The organism is Burkholderia sp. AcTa6-5, from assembly GCF_017815075.1.
GTDB classification, from domain to species: domain Bacteria; phylum Pseudomonadota; class Gammaproteobacteria; order Burkholderiales; family Burkholderiaceae; genus Burkholderia; species Burkholderia sola.
This window is the reverse complement of the sequence record NZ_JAGIQE010000027.1, coordinates 13,648-31,060: the sequence shown is the minus strand read 5'-3', so window position 1 is coordinate 31,060 and position 17,413 is coordinate 13,648. Positions and strand designations below refer to the sequence as shown.

Annotated in this window: 23 protein-coding genes, 1 tRNA gene and 1 pseudogene; 19 read left to right on the top strand and 6 right to left on the bottom strand. The window is 67.5% G+C overall.

All coding sequences use genetic code 11. The features are described from left to right. Positions 1 to 8 precede the first annotated feature (8 nt). From J8I33_RS28370 to J8I33_RS28350, 5 genes are all read left to right on the top strand, one after another. Entirely contained in the window at positions 9 to 914 is a 906-nt protein-coding gene (locus J8I33_RS28370; protein ID WP_050012384.1) for a metal-dependent hydrolase, read from the top strand. Positions 915 to 992: 78 nt separating this feature from the next. After that, positions 993 to 1,280, top strand: a complete 288-nt coding sequence (locus tag J8I33_RS28365; protein WP_050012383.1) for a hypothetical protein — start codon at positions 993 to 995, stop codon at positions 1,278 to 1,280. Between the two features lie 25 nt (positions 1,281 to 1,305). Further along, a complete protein-coding gene (locus J8I33_RS28360) occupies positions 1,306 to 1,542 on the top strand; it encodes a hypothetical protein (protein WP_124594981.1) in 237 nt (78 codons plus the stop codon). A gap of 112 nt (positions 1,543 to 1,654) precedes the next feature. Next, a complete protein-coding gene (locus tag J8I33_RS28355) occupies positions 1,655 to 1,804 on the top strand; it encodes a hypothetical protein (RefSeq protein ID WP_209939531.1) in 150 nt (49 codons plus the stop codon). Between the two features lie 146 nt (positions 1,805 to 1,950). Further along, on the top strand, positions 1,951 to 2,541 hold the full coding sequence (locus tag J8I33_RS28350; RefSeq protein ID WP_209927426.1) for a DsbC family protein: 591 nt from the start codon (positions 1,951 to 1,953) through the stop codon (positions 2,539 to 2,541). 23 nt (positions 2,542 to 2,564) lie between these two features. Here the strand turns inward: J8I33_RS28350 and J8I33_RS28345 are convergent, their stop codons facing one another. Beyond that, positions 2,565 to 2,846, bottom strand: coding sequence for a hypothetical protein (locus tag J8I33_RS28345; protein ID WP_124594979.1), 282 nt, complete (start codon positions 2,844 to 2,846; stop codon positions 2,565 to 2,567). Positions 2,847 to 3,022: 176 nt separating this feature from the next. On the opposite strand from J8I33_RS28345, the gene J8I33_RS28340 reads away from it, so the two are divergent. Together J8I33_RS28340 and J8I33_RS28335 are read left to right on the top strand one after the other, a co-directional pair. Further along, positions 3,023 to 3,403, top strand: coding sequence for a DUF2917 domain-containing protein (locus J8I33_RS28340; protein ID WP_209939530.1), 381 nt, complete (start codon positions 3,023 to 3,025; stop codon positions 3,401 to 3,403). Positions 3,404 to 3,744: 341 nt separating this feature from the next. Continuing rightward, positions 3,745 to 4,119: a DUF2917 domain-containing protein gene (locus tag J8I33_RS28335; RefSeq protein WP_050012379.1), complete on the top strand. Its 375-nt coding sequence runs from the start codon at positions 3,745 to 3,747 to the stop codon at positions 4,117 to 4,119. Positions 4,120 to 4,279: 160 nt separating this feature from the next. Here the strand turns inward: J8I33_RS28335 and J8I33_RS28330 are convergent, their stop codons facing one another. Continuing rightward, complete coding sequence (locus tag J8I33_RS28330; RefSeq protein WP_006480752.1) at positions 4,280 to 4,558, bottom strand: hypothetical protein; 279 nt, start codon at positions 4,556 to 4,558, stop codon at positions 4,280 to 4,282. Between the two features lie 768 nt (positions 4,559 to 5,326). Here J8I33_RS28330 and J8I33_RS28325 point away from each other — a divergent pair. Next, the gene (locus J8I33_RS28325) at positions 5,327 to 6,628 is read left to right on the top strand and encodes an NCS2 family permease (protein WP_050012378.1); all 1,302 of its coding nucleotides are present in this window, start codon (positions 5,327 to 5,329) and stop codon (positions 6,626 to 6,628) included. 256 nt (positions 6,629 to 6,884) lie between these two features. On the opposite strand, the gene J8I33_RS28320 is transcribed toward J8I33_RS28325, so the two are convergent. Together J8I33_RS28320 and J8I33_RS28315 are read right to left on the bottom strand one after the other, a co-directional pair. Further along, complete coding sequence (locus J8I33_RS28320; protein WP_006486743.1) at positions 6,885 to 7,172, bottom strand: DUF1488 domain-containing protein; 288 nt, start codon at positions 7,170 to 7,172, stop codon at positions 6,885 to 6,887. A gap of 240 nt (positions 7,173 to 7,412) precedes the next feature. Then, positions 7,413 to 7,688, bottom strand: coding sequence for a DUF2964 family protein (locus J8I33_RS28315; RefSeq protein WP_235356163.1), 276 nt, complete (start codon positions 7,686 to 7,688; stop codon positions 7,413 to 7,415). Between the two features lie 186 nt (positions 7,689 to 7,874). Between J8I33_RS28315 and J8I33_RS28310 the strand changes: the two genes are divergently transcribed. The 8 genes from J8I33_RS28310 (at position 7,875) to J8I33_RS28275 (ending at position 13,330) form a co-directional block, all read left to right on the top strand. Further along, positions 7,875 to 9,788 carry a sigma-54-dependent Fis family transcriptional regulator gene (locus J8I33_RS28310; protein ID WP_209927115.1) on the top strand — a complete coding sequence of 638 codons (1,914 nt, stop codon included), beginning with the start codon at positions 7,875 to 7,877 and terminating at the stop codon, positions 9,786 to 9,788. Positions 9,789 to 9,870: 82 nt separating this feature from the next. Then, complete coding sequence (locus tag J8I33_RS28305) at positions 9,871 to 10,173, top strand: 2Fe-2S iron-sulfur cluster-binding protein (RefSeq protein WP_050012376.1); 303 nt, start codon at positions 9,871 to 9,873, stop codon at positions 10,171 to 10,173. A 58-nt stretch (positions 10,174 to 10,231) separates the two neighbouring features. Then, positions 10,232 to 10,726 (top strand): SRPBCC family protein, encoded by a 495-nt coding sequence (locus tag J8I33_RS28300; protein WP_209939529.1) that lies wholly within the window; start codon positions 10,232 to 10,234, stop codon positions 10,724 to 10,726. Between the two features lie 93 nt (positions 10,727 to 10,819). Next, a complete protein-coding gene (locus J8I33_RS28295; RefSeq protein WP_124594976.1) occupies positions 10,820 to 11,197 on the top strand; it encodes a DUF2946 domain-containing protein in 378 nt (125 codons plus the stop codon). 291 nt (positions 11,198 to 11,488) lie between these two features. Next, positions 11,489 to 11,854: a copper resistance CopC family protein gene (locus J8I33_RS28290; protein WP_124639159.1), complete on the top strand. Its 366-nt coding sequence runs from the start codon at positions 11,489 to 11,491 to the stop codon at positions 11,852 to 11,854. A 92-nt stretch (positions 11,855 to 11,946) separates the two neighbouring features. Further along, the gene (locus J8I33_RS28285; protein WP_209939528.1) at positions 11,947 to 12,390 is read left to right on the top strand and encodes a copper chaperone PCu(A)C; all 444 of its coding nucleotides are present in this window, start codon (positions 11,947 to 11,949) and stop codon (positions 12,388 to 12,390) included. Between the two features lie 32 nt (positions 12,391 to 12,422). Next, positions 12,423 to 12,596 (top strand): hypothetical protein, encoded by a 174-nt coding sequence (locus tag J8I33_RS28280; RefSeq protein ID WP_165948044.1) that lies wholly within the window; start codon positions 12,423 to 12,425, stop codon positions 12,594 to 12,596. 101 nt (positions 12,597 to 12,697) lie between these two features. Further along, positions 12,698 to 13,330 carry a LysE family translocator gene (locus tag J8I33_RS28275; protein WP_209939527.1) on the top strand — a complete coding sequence of 211 codons (633 nt, stop codon included), beginning with the start codon at positions 12,698 to 12,700 and terminating at the stop codon, positions 13,328 to 13,330. Positions 13,331 to 13,340: 10 nt separating this feature from the next. On the opposite strand, the gene J8I33_RS28270 is transcribed toward J8I33_RS28275, so the two are convergent. After that, positions 13,341 to 14,654: a leucine-rich repeat-containing protein kinase family protein gene (locus tag J8I33_RS28270; protein ID WP_209939526.1), complete on the bottom strand. Its 1,314-nt coding sequence runs from the start codon at positions 14,652 to 14,654 to the stop codon at positions 13,341 to 13,343. A 144-nt stretch (positions 14,655 to 14,798) separates the two neighbouring features. Here J8I33_RS28270 and J8I33_RS28265 point away from each other — a divergent pair. Beyond that, positions 14,799 to 14,883: transfer RNA gene (locus J8I33_RS28265), tRNA-Leu, on the top strand. Positions 14,884 to 14,957: 74 nt separating this feature from the next. On the opposite strand, the gene J8I33_RS28260 is transcribed toward J8I33_RS28265, so the two are convergent. Next, positions 14,958 to 15,830, bottom strand: a complete 873-nt coding sequence (locus J8I33_RS28260; RefSeq protein WP_050012372.1) for a LysR family transcriptional regulator — start codon at positions 15,828 to 15,830, stop codon at positions 14,958 to 14,960. A 140-nt stretch (positions 15,831 to 15,970) separates the two neighbouring features. Between J8I33_RS28260 and J8I33_RS28255 the strand changes: the two genes are divergently transcribed. Beyond that, positions 15,971 to 17,212, top strand: a complete 1,242-nt coding sequence (locus J8I33_RS28255) for an MFS transporter (RefSeq protein WP_050012371.1) — start codon at positions 15,971 to 15,973, stop codon at positions 17,210 to 17,212. A 30-nt stretch (positions 17,213 to 17,242) separates the two neighbouring features. Then, positions 17,243 to 17,404 (top strand): annotated as a pseudogene (locus J8I33_RS28250) (salicylate biosynthesis isochorismate synthase); the annotation flags it as partial. Between the last annotated feature and the right edge of the window lie 9 nt (positions 17,405 to 17,413).

Genomic DNA, 17,413 nt, shown 5'->3' with positions numbered 1-17,413 from the left:
GGGACAACATGACCGATACCGCCGACTATCACAAGATCAAGGCCCGGCACGTGAAGTTCGACTTCAGCGACACGCCGGTCACCTGGGTGCCGAACGATCCGGGCAGCACGCACATCATCAACACGCTGAACCTGCTGTTCCCGGAAGGCGAGCTGTGGTTCTGCCGCGTGTACAACAAGGCGCTGCCGCTGATCGCCGATGCACGCCTGCGCGACGAAGCCGAAGGCTTCCTGCGGCAGGAAGCCGTGCATTCGCGCTCGCACGGCGGCGTACTGAAGCACTACTACGACCGCCACGGCATCGACACGAAGCCGTTCACGCAGAAGCTCAACCGGCTGTTCACGCGCGTGCTCGGCGAAGCCCCGCTCGGGCTGAAGATCGGCCATACGCGCTTCTGGCTGCGGCAACAACTCGCGGTGATCGCGTCGCTCGAGCATTTCTTCGGCTATCTCGGCAACTGGGTGCTGAACGCGCACGGGCTCGACGAAGGCCGTGCGGACCCGACGATGGTCGACCTGCTGCGCTGGCACGGTGCCGAGGAAGTCGAGCACCGCACCGTCGCGTTCGACATCTACCGGCACCTCGGCGGCACCTATCCGGAGCGCTGCGTGCACATGGCGTTCGTGATCCTGCTGCTGCTCTACTACATCACGACCGGGGCGAAATTCATGTACCGGCGCGACCCGGACGCCGGCCGCTACCCGGGCTTCGTGCTCGCGTGGTGGCAGGGTTCGCGGCGCGGGCACCTGCCGTCGTTCTGGAAGGTGATCGGCGCGGCGCTGCGCTATTTCAAGCCGGGCTATACGCCGCACCGCGAAGGCTCGACCGAGCAGGCGCTCGCGTACCTCGCGCGCTCGCCGGCCGCGCAGGCGGCCGCGCACGGCGGCAACTGGGGCACGACGAAAGGCGCATAAGCGGGCTTCCGGCCGGTTCGGGGGCGGCGCCCGCCGAAATGCGTACAATCGCGGCTTCAATTTCCCGGAGGTGCCGCGATGGCCATGAAGAAAACCGATCTCGAAAAGAACAAGGCGCTCAAGCTGACGCATGCGATGAAACAGTCGAGCTCCGCGCGTTTCGGCAAGGGCGCCGACGAAGCGGCCAAGCTGGACCGTCGCGCGCAGCGCAAGCTCGACCAGGAACAGGGCCTCGTGCCGTTCGCGTGCAAGCTCAACGCCGAGCTGGTCGAACAACTGAAGGCCCGCGCGGCCACGCACCCGGCAGGGATGACGGGCCTGCTGTCCGAGCTGCTCGTGAACGGCCTCGCGCAACGCGACGCGTAACCCGCGCCCGCATCGAAAACTGTCGTTGACGCCGCCGCTGCGCGGCGACGCGCTCGCTCGCGTGCCGGTGTTCGCGCTCATCGCCATCGCGCTCCATCGCCGGGCACATGCACGAATCGGCGCGTCATCGGTGGCGCTGGTGCGTGAGCGCGCCGATCAGTACCGCCGCCCCTCGCACAAGGCCTCGCCGGAAACGGCCGAGGCCTTTTTTTCGAGCTTGCGCGCCAGCGGGAACAAGGGACCGAAAGCACTCGCGTATTGAGATTCTTTTCAGGAAGTTGGTCGCATCGATGCCGCGTGGACACAATACGAATCCCGAACGCCTTGTGTCACCCCAAAAGGCGTTCCCACCCATCGAAACCGGAGATTATCTGATGAACGCATCCCGAGTGATACTTGCTCTCGCCGCAGCATTCGCCGTCAGCGGCAACGCCGTGGCCTGCGACGATCCTGACCACGACGCGCCCGCTGCCCAGCAACAGACCAGCGACCAGGCGAGCACGGAGGAAACAGCCAGCCGCTGAGCGCCGCGCGCGTTGCCCGAGCAAGCCGGCACGATGCCCGGTCGCCCGGGCATCGCCGACTCGTTCACGGCATGCACTGAACCGGGCTCGCACTCGTTTGTCATCTGGTGTGCGGACCTTCCACATTATTCGCATACCGTATCAATATGACCAAACGAACACTGCTCCAGTTGACCGTGCTTGCGAGCCTGCTCGCAAGCCTCCCCTCCATCCTGAACGCGGCGCCCGCACCGGCAAGTCACGGCGCGCCTGCGGCGTCTTCCGGCGCGATCGCGCTGCCCTCCGGCACCCGCATTGCGGAGCGCGACACCGGCCGGGTTCTCGCGTCGATGGCGCGCGACCACGCGATCAAGACGGTTCGCGGCAACGGCAAGCGCACGCTCTATGTCTTCTCCGATCCGGATTGTTCCCATTGCAAAAGACTGGAGCGCACGCTTGAACGGATCGACAACGTCACCATTCAAACCTTCCTCTATCCGCTCGAGGGACTCCATCCGCAGGCCGCCGTGCATGCGCGTGGCGTCTGGTGCGCGAATGACCGGAATGCGGCGTGGAAAGCGTGGATGATCGACAACGCGCAACCTGCCGCCGGCACGTGTGCCGCACCGCTCGCGCAGATCCGCTCGCTCGGCCTTGCGTTGGGCCTGCGCGGCACGCCGACGCTGTTCAACGCGAACGGCCGCATGATGTCCGGTGCGGTTTCCGCACCCGCCATCGAAACGTTGCTGAACGACTGAACCTGCTCGAAGAAATGCGCGCATCAGGTGCTGGCGGCGAGACGCGGGCCGGTGCTCCGAGGAGTGGAATCGAGGTCGGGGCGTTGCGCCGCCTGCGAAATCGCCCACGGGTCGATGCCTTGCTTTTGCACCTCCTCGAGAAATGACACCCGTGTGCGCCAGTAATCCGCCTGTAATTTCGCATCGATGACGGGCCTGCTGTCCGAGCTGCTCGTGAACGGCCTTGCACAACGCGACGCGTAACCGCCACGTATCTCGAAATTGCCGTTGACAGCGCCGCGCTGCCACGACACACTCGTTCGCATGCCTATGCTCAAGCCCAACGCCATCGCGCATAAAACACGAGTGAACGCCCATGCGTGGCGATCACCGGGGGCGCTTGTGCGTTAGCATCGAGATTCAGTTGCGCATGTCACGAGGCCTCGCCGGAAACGGATGAGGCCTTTTGTTTTGGTGCGCGTCATCCCGCCCGGCTCAACGGATGGAGATGACGATCGACCAAGCAAGCCGGCTGGTTGTTTGTCGCGATCGGTGCCGCACCGACGCAATCGCATTGCCGAGCGTCGAGCTGCATTTCACGGTCGCGCCGCGCAGGACGCTGGCGTGGCGTGCCCGGCACGACGCCGAGATCCGTGTGCACGATGCGACGCTGTGGATCACGCGGCTGGGCAGCGTCGACGATTACTGGATTCGAACCGGCGACGTGCTGCGCGTGCAGCGCGGCGATCGCATCTGGATCAGCACCGACGCCGAGCGGCCCGCCGCAGCCTCGATCACGACCGTGTACGTGATGAAGCGCGACGCGTGGCTTGCGCGCGCGCTCGCGCAGTTGCGCATCATGCTGGGCGAACGATGTCGATGATGTCCCGAGCGACGCATCGTGCATCGCTGCGCGCTCGATCCGCGCGCGCAGCGACCTCGTGAAACGCAGCACGCGCGCGGCAACGTATCGCCCGCGCCTCTCCCGAAAATAGTCGTTGACAACACTGCGGCCCGACAACAAAATCGATCGCATGCCTACGTTCAAGCTCATCGCCGTCGCGATTCATTGCTCGATGAACATTCGAAAGAATGATTCACGGGAGGCGCTTGTGCGTTAGCAATCGAGCAGTACCGCATGTCACACAAGGCCTCGCCGGAAACGGATGAGGCCTTTTTGTTCTGGTGCGCGTCATCCGTCCGGCTCACTGAATGGAGAAGACGATGGACCAGGCAAGCCAGCTGTTTGATCGTCCCGATCGGCGCCGCACCGGCACGATCGCACTACCGACTGTCGTGATCCGTTTCGCGATCGCGCCGCGCACGACGATGACCTGGCGCGCGCCGCAGGATGCGGAGCTCCGCGCGCATGGCGCGGCGCTGTGGGTCACGCGCCCGCCGAGCGTCGACGACGACTGGGTGCGGCCCGGCGACGTGCTGCGCATCGCGCGCGGCGAGCGCATCTGGATCGGCACCGACGCCGACCGATCGGCCGAAGCGACGATCACGACCGCGTACGTGCGCCGCGGCGAGCGCTTCAGGCGCGCGCTCGCGCAAGTGCAACGTTTGCTCGTCGGGATAGGGAGAAGCAGCGGATGAGCGACGTGCCGTCAAGCACGCGAGACGCGGAACGGCCGCGACCGGAAACGGACGCACCCGCGGCGCAGCACGCCGCAGGTGCGCATCGAATGCCGCGGCACACCAGTGCGTGCCGCGAGCGATCGCACGCCGTGCGCAACGACCGGATGCAGTGTGCGCATCAGGTGCTGGCGGCGAGGCGCGGGCCCGTGCTCCGTGGAGTGGAATCGAGGTCGGGACGTTGCGCTGCCTGCGAGGTCACCCACGGATCGATGCCCTGCTTCTGCACCTCTTCGAGGAATGACACTCGTGTACGCCAGTAATCCGCTTGTAATTTCGCATCGATGACGCGCTGTTCGGCTGCGAACAGTTCCATGCGCGCCGTCACGAGCATCGATGCAGCGGTTTTTTCCGGCGTGGGGGCGTGTCGCATCGCCCAACGGCTGATCCAGTTCAACATGCTGACCTCCGTGATTTACGGACGAACCCGCATCGGGCAATCGCAATCTGCCGCGCCTGACCGGCCGTGCCTGACCGGCCGTGCCTGCCCAAACGCGCAACGGCCTTGACCGCCATTCACCGCCTGGCCTGCACGGACTGCGACTCCCCCGCGTCGGCAATTACCGGCCGGCGTGTGCATGCGCGGTGTATCTATCCTAGAAAGACTTGCCGGTTTATGCGATGGGGTCTTGCAATCTTTTACACAGAAACCACAGTCGCGCCCGCATCGCGAAATGACAGTTGCGGACGGGACGGCTTCGGCGCAGGATAGCCCGATATCTGCAGCCACCTGGGCTGACGAATGGCTGCTGCACGCCGCTGCCGGGCATTCGTACCGGCCGCGCGCTCGTGCGGGCGCGCGGTTTCAGTCGCAAGCCGTCGCACACTCGCCATGCGCGACGCGGCCGCCGTGCCGTTGCGCACGCATCGGCCGGTTTTCCGCATTCCTCCTGCTTCCGCTTCCTTCGTTTCGCCCGTTTCCGCCATTTCTGCCGGTCCGCGCCGCGCGAACCGGTAAAATGCGCGCCTTCGTCGCGCGGCCGGGCTGCCAGACCGTTCGCGCGCAGGCAACCGATCGTGCCCTCCAACTATATCGTCCGAGCTATCCGCGCTATTACAATCCGCCGATAGCCGCGCAATAGTGGCTGGTTACATTAAGCCCGCCGCGCGCTGCCTGTAGAACAATTCGGCACAACAATCAACACGATCCGACCGGAGAAACGCCTTCATGGAATCCATCAAGCGGTATTTCGGCTTCGCTGAAGCCGGCACCGACTTCCGCACCGAAATACTCGCGGGCGTCACCACGTTCCTGACGATGGCCTACATCATCTTCGTCAACCCCGCGATCCTCGGCGATGCCGGCATGCCGAAGGAATCCGTGTTCGTCGCGACCTGCCTCGTCGCGGCGCTGGCGTCGATCATCATGGGGCTGTACGCGAACTACCCGATCGCCTGCGCGCCCGGCATGGGCCTGAACGCGTATTTCGCGTACACGGTCGTCAAGGGGATGGGCTTCACGTGGCAGGCCGCGCTCGGCGCGGTGTTCATCTCCGGCTGCCTGTTCCTGCTCGTCACGCTGTTCCGCGTGCGCGAGGCGATCGTCAACGGCATTCCGAAATCGCTGCGGATCTCGATCACCGCCGGTATCGGCCTGTTCCTCGGCATCATCTCGCTGAAGACGTCGGGCGTGATCGTCGGCAACCCGGCCACGCTCGTCACGCTCGGCGATCTGCACAAGCCCACGACGATCCTCGCGATCGTCGGCTTCTTCACGATCGTCACGCTCGACCACCTGCGCGTGCGCGGCGCGATCCTGATCGGCATCATCGGCGTCACGGTGCTGTCGTTCTTCTTCGGCGACAACCAGTTCCACGGCGTGTTCTCCGCGCCGCCGTCGATCGATGCAACGCTGTTCAAGCTCGACATCGGCGCCGCGCTGTCGACCGGCATCATCAACGTGATCCTCGTGTTCTTCCTCGTCGAGCTGTTCGATGCGACGGGTACGCTGATGGGCGTCGCGAACCGCGCGGGCCTGCTCGTCGAGGGCAAGATGAACCGCCTGAACAAGGCGCTGCTCGCCGACAGCACGGCAATCGTCGCGGGCTCGGTGCTCGGCACGTCGTCGACCACCGCGTATATCGAAAGCGCGTCGGGCGTGCAGGCCGGCGGCCGCACGGGCGTGACGGCGATCACCGTCGCGGTGCTCTTCCTCGCGTGCCTGTTCATCGCCCCGCTCGCCGGCGTCGTGCCGGCCTACGCAACGGCGCCGGCGCTGCTGTACGTGTCGTGCCTGATGCTGCGCGAGATGGTCGAAGTACCGTGGGACGATGCGACGGAAGCCGTGCCGGCCGCGCTGACCGCGCTGCTGATGCCGTTCACGTACTCGATCGCGAACGGCGTCGCGTTCGGCTTCATCGCATACGGCGGCCTCAAGCTGCTGACGGGCCAGGCGCGCACGGTCAAGCCGATCGTGTGGATCATCGCGGCCGTGTTCCTGTTCCGCTTCTTCTATCTCGGCAGCGAGTAAGCGAAGCGCATCGCAGCGCGGCATGATGAAAAAACGCCACCTCGGGTGGCGTTTCTGTTTCCTCGCGATTTTTTCTGCGATCCCGAGAATCGCCGCGCCGCGCCGCGCCGCGCCGCGCTGCGTCGTGCGTGCGCCCGGTCGACCGGTGCCGCCCGCATACGAAAATGCCGCCCGGCCCCACCGAACGGCATTGCGTGAAAGGCGGCGTCTTCGCGTGCGCCGCGCCCGGGCGCGCCGCGAGACGGGCGTCGTGCCGTCAGCGCCAGTTCGCCTCGTAGAAACGCACGTAGCCGCTGCGCAGCGTCACGCATTGCGCGCGCGTTTCCGACAGCAGGCGCCGTGCGGCCGCCTCGATACGCTCGCGGTGCTGGTCGAATGCGCCGACCATGTCCTCGAAGCGCGGCGATGCCGCGCCGAAGTGGTCTTCCAGCGCCTCGGCGGTGATCTGGCATTGGACCCGCTCGCCATTGACCAGCGCCGTGAACCCCAGCATCAGGTCACGCCCCGAATACTCCGGCTTCTCGTTCGTGAAATGGATCTGCATGGGAGCCGCCTCGACCGGTAGAAAACGAATGACCGCGTCCGTCGTCCGCTACCGGCCGGACGAAATGTACGCGGGCTCGCCGGCGGAGGCCCCGACCGCGGAGTGTGGCGCGGTCGCTGCATGCCGGTTGAATTCCACTTTAGACGGTTTCGCGCGGGACACAAAAATTTCGGTGTGCGTCGTTCCGATGCGCATTTCGTCTGATCTGCGCGGCATCCGGCACCGTTTCGGAAAACGGCGTCAGTGCGGATCGGTCGGCCAGATGTTGAGCGCGATCGCGGCGGTCGTGACGCCCACCGCAATCGCGGCCGCCCCGTATCTCACCGCATCGGTCAGATCGAACAGCAATCCGTGGATCGCCACGGCAATGCCGCCCAGCATGATGAAGGTGGCAATGGCCGCCAGCACGACTCTCAGTTCCGTCCGAACCATGATGCGTCTCCCGAACGGATGCATGTCGCGTCGCATGCATGTTGCAGTGCGGAACACGGCGCGTGCGTGCTCCATTTCCATCATTGCAGGCGGGCGCTTGAAAGCAAGGGGATTTTATCGGCAGTCGCGCATCGCACGTGGCGCTTGTATGATGATGCGTACCCGGACGAACGGCTGTCGCGCCCCATGGTGCGCCGCGAGCGGAGACGCACTCCGCCGCCGCTTCCGATCCGGTCGGCCCCGGCGGCTCCGGGGAACAGGAGACACATCATGCCGCAACCCTTCGTGCTGCCCGCCACCGCGGGGCGTACCGACCTGCTCGCGCAGGCGCATGCGCGTTCGACCGCGGTCGGCCTGCGCGCGCACGAGCGTCCCGATTTCGCGCCGCTGTCGCGCGTCGCGCTGCGCGAACTGCTCGACACGAACCACACGCTGTTCTCGCACGCCCGCCCGGTGATGGAGGATCTCCATGCGCAGATCGCCGAGACCCAAAGCCTCGTGCTGCTGACCGACGCCGACGGCGTGATCCTGCACAGCATCGGCGATGCCGACTTCATCGAGAAAGCCAACCGCGTCGCGCTGTGCAACGGCGTGTCGTGGGCCGAAGGCGCACGCGGCACCAACGCGATCGGCACCGCGCTCGCGTCGGGCCAGGCCGTCGTCGTGCACGGTGCCGAACACTTCCTGCGCGCGAACCACATCCTCACCTGCGCGTGCGCGCCGATCGTCGATCCGTTCGGCCGCACGCTCGGCACGCTGGACGTGAGCGGCGACCCGCGCGGCTCCAGCCCGCATACGCTCGCGCTCGTGCGGATGTCCGCGCAGCTGATCGAGAACCACCTGTTCGCGAACCAGTGCGGCGAAGCGCTGCGGCTGCGCTTTCACGCCCACGAGGATTGCGTCGATTCGCTGTTCGCCGGGCTCGTCGCGTTCGGCCCCGACGGCGGGCTGATCGCCGCGAACCGCAGCGCCCAGTTCCAGCTCGGCGCGTCGTTCGACGCGCTGCAGCATCAGGCCAGCGACGCGTTGTTCGGCATGCGCTTCGCCCAGCTCGCGCAGCAGGCCGCGCGCGCGCCGGGCGCCACGTTCCGTCTCACGCTGTCGACCGGCGTGCGCGTGCTCGCCCGCTGCGAATTCCCTGAAGCGCAGAAAACGACCGTCGCCGTCACCCCGTCGGCACCGGCCGCACGCGTGCGGGCGCCGGACCCCGATGCGATCACGTTCGCGACGCTCGACACCGGCGACGCGCGCATGGCCGCCGTGCTCGAACGCGTCGCGAAGATCCGCGGGCGCGACCTGCCGCTGCTGATCCTCGGCCAGACCGGCACCGGCAAGGAATGGCTCGCCCGCGCGCTGCACCAGGCGTCGCCGCGCGCGGACGGCCCGTTCGTCGCGGTCAACTGCGCGGCGCTGCCCGATTCGCTGATCGAGGCCGAACTGTTCGGCTATGAGGACGGCGCGTTCACCGGCGCGCGCAAGCGCGGCAGCCCCGGCAAGATCGCGCAGGCCGACGGCGGCACGCTGTTTCTCGACGAAATCGGCGACATGCCGCTCGCGCAGCAGGTTCGGCTGATGCGCGTGCTGCAGGAACGCGCGGTGATGCCGCTCGGCGGCGCACGCGCGGTGCCGGTCGACGTGCGCGTGGTATGCGCGACCCACCGCGACCTGCGCGCGATGATCGCGGACGGCACGTTCCGCGAGGATCTGTTCTACCGGATCAACGGGCTCGCGGTCACGCTGCCGGCGCTCGCCGCACGCACCGACCTGCCGGCGCTCGTCGAGCGGATCCTCGCGCGGCTCGCGCGCAGCGAGCCGATGCCGCGCCGCCTCGCGGCCGACGTGCTCGACGCGTTCGCGCGCCACCGCTGGCCCGGCAACCTGCGGCAGATGACCAACGTGCTACGCACGGCCGGCATGCTCGCCGAAGACGAAGCCGAGATCACGCTCGCGCATTTGCCCGACGATTTCTGGCTCGACTGCGAGGATGCGGCCACTACGTCGGCGGCAGCCATACCGGTCGCATCGATCCCATCGGTCGGCAAACGCGAAGGCACGACGCTGCACAGCCACCAGGCCGCGATGATCGATGCGGTGCTCGCGCGGCATGGCGGCAACGTATCGGCGGCCGCGCGCGAGCTCGGCCTCGCCCGCAACACCGTGTACCGGTATCTGCGGCGGCACTGACGCACGCGGCTGGCGGCCGTCGGCCGCCGGCGGCTTCGGGTATGCTTGGCGCGTTGCCGCCGAACCGCCGCCCGCTTCACTCATGACCGATCCAGAACATCCGCCCGTCGTGCGCATCGAGCCGCTCGGCGCAAGCTTCGACGCACCCGATACGCTGACCGTGCTCGAAGCCGCCGCGTTCGCACGCGTGTCGCTGCCGCGCTCGTGCCGCAACGGCACGTGCCGAAGCTGCCTTTGCCGGATCGTCAGCGGCAGCGTACGCTACACGATCGAATGGCCGGGGCTCTCCCGCGACGAAAAAGCCGACGGCTATACGCTGCCGTGCGTGGCCGTCGCGACGTCGGACCTCGTGCTCGACGTGCCCGACGCAGCCATGCTCGACTAGACGCGGCGCGCGGCCGCGCGCGTCGTTCTGCAACGCTCGATCCTGCATGGAGAACATGATGGTCCAGCAAACCGATCGCATCGAAAAACAGGCGCTGCTCGCCGCGTCGCCCGACCGCGTGTGGGCAGCCGTCAGCAACTCCGGCGAATTCGGCCAGTGGTTCGGCGTGTCGTTCGACGGCCCGTTCGAGGCCGGCCAGTCGCTGTTCGGTCGCATCACGCCGACCCGCGTCGACGACGACGTCGCCAAGGCGCAGGAGCCCTATGCGGGCACCGTGTTCGAAATCGTCGTCGACCGTATCGAACCCAAGCAACTGTTCTCGTTTCGCTGGCATCCGTTCGCGATCGATCCGAATGTCGATTACGCGTCGGAACCGATGACGCTCGTCACGTTCACGCTCGCGGCACAAGCCGGCGGCACGCTGCTCACGGTCACCGAAACGGGTTTCGACCAGTTGATCGAAGCGCGTCGCGCGACGGCACGCGACATGAACGACCAGGGCTGGGCCGCGCAGATGACACTGATCGCGAAGTATCTGGCGCTGCACGCATAGCGCGCCGCGATGCCGCAGGTGGGTGCCGACCGGCGAACCGACGTGCGTGGCATAATCGCCCGCATCGTCAGTCCACCCGCCGCCGTGCATCGCATGCTGAGTCGTCGCCTCCGGAAGATCGGCAGTCTGATCGGGATGTTCGCCATCCTGATGACGGCGCTCGCGCCGACAATCTCGCAGGCGCTGACCACGCAGGGGCGCATCGACGCGCTGCTGGCCGGCTACTGTTCGGCCGCGCCGGCCGCCGGCGACCGCTCCGCCGATGCGTCGACGAAAAGCCTGCAGGCCCATCTGCAGGCATGCGGCTACTGCAGCCTGCTTGCCCATACGCCCGCGCTGCCCGCTCCCGAACTGACGTTCGCGGCCCGCGTGCACGCGATCGAGCATCGCGCGGCAACCCGCTTCGAAAGCCTGCGCCGCGCGCTGCCGCTCACGGCCGCGCAACCGCGCGCGCCGCCGTTCACGTCCTGATCCGTCGCCATTGCGCGTGATGCCGTCGTGCATCGCGTCGCCCGCGCACGCCGCCCGCGTGCGCGACATGTCACGTTTCGAAGGACGATCATGTCTCACCCTGCTGCGCGCGGCGTCGTGCCGGGTGCGCGGTTGGCCGCCACCGGTTCGGATTGCCGTGCCTGCATTCGCCCGCATGCGAATGCGCGCCCTCGCACGTCCGCGCTAAGCGCCGCCGACATCGATGCCGCTCGCGCAGCCGTCCGTCGAATCCGTCTTTTTCCATCCGATTCGTTACTCGCACACCCAGCCATGAAAACCGCTACTTTCGTTCGCGGCGCACTCGCCGCACTCGGCTTCGTCGCCCTCCACGCCGCGCATGCGCACGCGCTCCCGAAAATGCAGGACCCGGCGCCCAACGCCACGCTGTCGAGCGCGCCGCACGCAGTCACGATCGATTTCGGCGAAGCGCTCGAGCCCGCGTTCAGCTCGATCGCCGTGACCGACAGCCAAGGGCAATCGGTCGTCGACGGGAAGTCGGCCGTCGACGCCGGCAACCGGAAGCGGATGCACGTCGCACTGGCGAGCCTGAAGCCCGGCGCCTATACCGTCGCGTGGATCGCGGTGGCCAGCGACGGCCATCGCACGCACGGCCGCTATGTATTCACGTTGAAGTAACGCATGTCACGCACGCGATGCGCATCGGCGCCCCATGCCGACCGCATTCGCATCGATGCCGTCGGCATCGCACCCGATAAGGAGAACAAATGATGAAACGCCCTCTTCCGACTGCCCTGCCCATGGCACTGGCGCTGCACGCGTCCGCCACCTTCGCCGCACCCGCCATCCAGGCCGATGCGTGCTGGATCCGCACGATGCCGGCGACGGTGCCGTCGTCCGGCTACTTCACGCTGAAGAACGGCGGCGACGCGCCCGCGACGCTGACCGGTATCGACACGCCCGCCTACGGGATGGCGATGGTGCATGAAACGCAGACGAGCGGCAGCACCGCGAAGATGGTGCACGTCGACTCGGTCGTCGTGCCGGCGCACGGCACGCTGACGTTCAAGCCGAAGAGCTATCACGTGATGCTGGAGGAACCGCGCCAGGCCGTCGCGCCCGGCGCGAAGGTGCCGCTTCGGCTGCACTTCGCGGACGGCTCGACCGTGTCCGTGACCTGCGACGCGAAGGCGCCGACCTACGCCGGCCAGTAACGCCGCCGACCTCACGACCGAAGGAGAGGCACATGAAAAACCGCCTGCCGCTGGCCGACCTGATCGTCCGCTACCGGACCCCGCTGAACGTCGCGGTGCTGATCGCCTGCGGATTATGGGCCGCGTGGATCGCGTGGATGACACGGCCTGCCGCCATCGATACGCCGCCGTCGATTCCCGCGTACTGCATGCGCGACGCGCGCTGACGCGCGGCGACCGCACGGTTCCGGCGGTAGCGGCCCGCGCCATTATTGGCGTGCGATCATCGCTTCATCCCGACCGCCGGAACCGCCTTTCGGAGCGCCGCATGTCCGTTCAGACCTGGATGCTGTTTGCCGCAGCCTATCTCGCCACGACGCTGTCGCCGGGCCCCAACGTGCTGCTCGTGATTCGCAACACGGTGCGCTACGGCGCGCACGGCACCGCCGCGACGATCGCCGGCAACCTCGTCGCGCAGGGCGTGGTCGTGCTGCTGGTCGCGCTCGGCGTCGGCGCGGTGCTGGCGGCGATGCCGCCGCTGTTCGTCGCGATGAAGGTGATCGGCGCAGCGTACCTGATGGTTCTGGGGGTCCGGCAGTTGCGCGGCGACCGCCAGGCCGGCGTCGCATCGAGCGGCGCGGCGGAACTCGCCGTGCCCGATCGCCGGAAGCTGTTCCGCGAAGCGCTGTTCGTGTCGGGCAGCAATCCGAAGACGATGATCTTCCTGTCCGCGTTCATGCCGCAGTTCGTCGTGCACGATCGCCCGCTCGCGCTGCAGTTCGTCGTGATGTACGCGACGATCGCGTGCACGGTCGTGGTCGTTCACAGCGTCTATTCGGCCGGCGTGCGCTGCCTGCATCGCGGCGTCGGCATGAGCCGCGCGGTGCGCGCGCTCAAGCGTGCGAGCGGGTTGCTGTTCGTCGGGCTCGGTATCAAGCTGCTGACCGCGCGGCAGGCGTAAGCCGCCCCCATCAGCCCATGCGAGCGGCCAGCGCGGCCGTGATCTCGTCGAACGACGGCCGCGCGTCGACGTCCTCGTTCATGCACGCCGCCGCCAGCGCATCGAGCGCGCCGGCGTGCGGTTCGCAGCGCTCGAGCAATTCGCCGAGCAGATAGCCGAACGCGCGCACTTCGAGCCGCTCGAACCTCGCGCCGCGCGTGCGCTCGTTCACGTCGTACAGCGACGCCGCCCCGAAATCGCCGAGCAACGCGCCGCCTGCGCCGTCGTGCAGGACGTTGTGCGCATACAGGTCGCCATGCATGATGCCGCGCGCATGCAGATGGGCGGCGACCGACGCGATGCCGTGCGCGATCCGCAACGCGTGCGCCGGATCGAATTTGGTATCGGCGACATAGACGTCGCGCGTGCAGGACGCGAAGCTCGGTGGCCCGGCGAGGTTCGTCAGCGCGGGATCGACCTGCTCCATCACGAGGCCGTGCGTGCCGTCCGGATGCCCGCGCACCTTGCCGATCACCGGGATCAGATACGGGTGGCGGCCGGCATGCAGGCATGCGGCCATTTCGCAATCGGGCAGGCCGTCGCTCGTCACCGCGCCCTTGAACAGCTTGAGCGCGACCGTCCGCGGCGGATGGCCGTCCGCCCGCCATTGCGCGCGATAAATGACACCCGACGCGCCCTCGCCCAGTTTCCGTTCACATGACAGCGCGGCCCAGTCGATCTCCGCGACGTCCGGCCCGGCGGACGCCGCGGCCTCCGGCGCCGCGCCGAACGGGTTGCCGGCCACGGCGAGCCACGCAAGACGCGGCAGGCGCAGCAGCCAGTCGGGCAACGTGGGCAGCCGGTTCGCCGACAGGCGCACCAGCTCCAGCGCGCGGCACGCGGCCATTTCCGCGGGCAGCGCCCGCAGCCGATTGCCGGCCAGCATGAGCTTCTGCAACCGCGCGCAGTCGCCGATGTCGGCCGGCAGTTCGTCGATCGCGTTGTCGGTCAGGATCAGCCAGCGCAGCGCACGCGGCAGCGCGCCGCGCGGCACCGTGCGGATCCGGTTCGCCTTGAAGCCGATCATGTCGAGTCGTTCGCACGCGCCGAGCACGTCGGGGAACGCGGTGAAGCGGTTGCCCGACGCGAACAGGATGCGCAGGCGATGCAGCCGCGGCAGATCGTCGGGCAACGCGGACAGCACATTGCCGGTCAGGTCGAGCACTTCGAGCGTGTCGGCCAGCTCGAAGATCTCGCGCGGGAATTCGGTCAGTCCGCACGCGAGCTTCAGTTGCCGCGCGCCCGACAGTTGGCCGGCCTGCAGTTGTTCGAGGGTGTGGGTCACGGGGAGAAAACGGGGGGCGGTTGCGGGGACCCGTCGGGTCGATCGGACGAATTCTACCGGGATCGACGAGGTGCCCTTACACGACCTTGTCATCCCCCCCTTCACAAATGCGAAATGTGACGTTAGAATTGCGCCCCTTGCAGTGCCGACGTGGTGAAATTGGTAGACACGCTATCTTGAGGGGGTAGTGGCGAAAGCTGTGCGAGTTCGAGTCTCGCCGTCGGCACCAGATGCGTTTTCCTCGCATTCCCGCATTTCAGAAACCCGCGACAGCAGATGGCTTCGCGGGTTTTTTGTTGCCCGCTACGCGAGCAGCAGAAAATTCCGCACCACCGCGGACGGCTCGTCGCAGCGCGACGCAATGGCCAGCCTCGCGCGAAACCGGTTGCCCGCGAACGGCCGGTATACGACCCCGGGAACCTGCACCTGCGTAATTGCCTTCGGCACGACCGACACGCCGAGGCCCGCCGCCACCAGCGTCACCGCGGACGCGATCTGCGGCGCCGGTTGCGCCATACGCGGCTCGAACCCGGCGGCCTTGCACGCGGCGACGATATCGTCGAACAGCGCGCCGCCGGCCGCGCGCGGCACCTGCACGAACGACTCGTCGGCCAGCTCCGCCAGCTCGATGCGCCGGCGCTGCGCCAGCCGATGCGCGACGGGCAGCGCGACGAACATCGGCTCCTCGTCCCAGTCGGCTACCCGCAGCGTCGCGGCCACGCGGCGCTCGGGCCGCACGATCGCGACGTCGAGGCGCCCGGCCTCCAGCGCCTCCAGCAGCACACCCGACGTCGCTTCCTGCAACGTCAGCTCCGCATCCGGAAACGCCTCGCGAAAGCGGCGAATCAGATCCGACACCTTCGGATTGAACGCGGCCGTCCCGGTGAAGCCAACCCGCAAATGGCCGGTTTCCCCGCGCGCGGCGCGTCTCGCCGCCCGTGCCGCGCGCTCGGCATCGTCGAGCACGCGTCGCGCCTCTTCCGCGAAAACCTCTCCCGCCAGCGTCAACTCGGCGCCGCGCGCGGTCCGCTTGAACAGCTCCACGCCGAGCTCGTTCTCCAGCGCCTTGATCTGCTGGCTCAATGGCGGCTGGCCGATGCCGAGCGTTTCGGCGGCCTTCGTGAAATTCGATGCGGCCGCGACGGCCAGAAAGTAGCGGAGATGCCGGAGTTCCATGCGTGACGTGACCTCGCGGTGTGAGTCGGGTTGGCGCGTGAGCCAGTGTTAAAACATAGTACTGCGGTTCATTTCATATATTGGACATATACATGACCGTGCGCAAGAATTCGTGTATTCCGTCGCACATCGAGTGCCCCATGTCCTCCGCTTCGATTTCCCGCTCCATGCCCGGTACGCAACCGTCCGCGCCCGATGCGCTGCCGGCCGGCGTGTCCCCGCGCTCGGCCGCGTACAAGCGCATCGCGTTCGCGCTGTTCCTCGCCGGCTTTTCTACCTTCTCGCTGCTGTACTGCGTGCAGCCGCTGCTTCCCGCGTTCGCCCGCGAATTCAACGTCGGCGCGGCGTCGAGTTCGCTGTCGCTATCGCTGTCGACCGGGATGCTCGCGGTGTCGATCCTGTGCGCCGGCGCGCTATCCGAACGGGTCGGGCGGCGCGGGCTGATGTTCGTGTCGATGACGCTGGCCGCGCTGTTCAATCTGCTCGCCGCGCTGTCGCCGAACTGGCACCTGCTGCTCGTCTGCCGTGCGCTCGAAGGCTTCGCGCTGGGCGGCGTGCCGGCGGTGGCGATGGCCTATCTCGCGGAAGAAATCGCCGCGGACGGGCTCGGCTTCTCGATGGGGCTCTATGTCGGCGGAACCGCGTTCGGCGGCATGATCGGACGGATCGGGATGAGCGCGCTCGAGGAGCACTTCTCGTGGCGCACGGCGATGCTGTCGATCGGCGTCGTCGATCTGCTCGCGGCGCTCGCGTTCGTGATGCTGCTGCCGGCGTCGCGACGCTTCGTGAAGCGCACCGACCTGACGCTGCGTCACCACCTGCGGCTGTGGCACGCGCAATTGCGTCACGCACGCCTGCCGTTCGTGTTCGCGATCGGCTTCCTCGTGATGGGCGCGTTCGTGACGATCTACAACTACGCCGGGTTCCGGCTCATGGCGGCGCCGTTCAACCTGAGCCCGACCGCCTGCGGGCTGATCTTCGGGGCCTATCTGTTCGGGATGGTGTCGTCGTCGAGCGCCGGCGCGCTCGCCGATCGTCTCGGGCGGGCGCCGGTCCTCGTCAGCGGCATCGTCGTGTTCGCGGCGGGCCTCGCGCTGACGCTGTCGCACTCGCTCGTCGCGATCGTCGTCGGCATCGTGCTCGTGACGATCGGCTTCTTCGTCGCGCACTCGGTCGCGAGCGGCTGGGTCGGCGCGCTCGCGGGCGCCGCGAAAGGGCATGCGGCGTCGCTGTATCTGCTCGCCTACTATGTCGGGTCGAGCGTGCTCGGCTCGGTCGGCGGCGCATTCTGGCAACGCGGCGCGTGGACGAGCGTCGCCGCGTATGTCGCGGTGCTGCTCGCCGTCGCATTGCTGGCCGCGCGGCGGTTGAGCCGTGCTTGATGCGACGCCCGACGACGATCGCGCTCGGCGCTGTTCGCGGGCTGCGGCATCGTCGCCGAGTCCGAGCCGGGCAACGAATATCAGGAAACCGAACTGAAGCTATCGGGCATGCAGGCGGCAATCCGCGTGCGCGATGCGGCCGCGCAGACGCGTGGCCGCACGCAGATGTCGGCCTCGTCGATGGTCGACTGATCCGCGTCG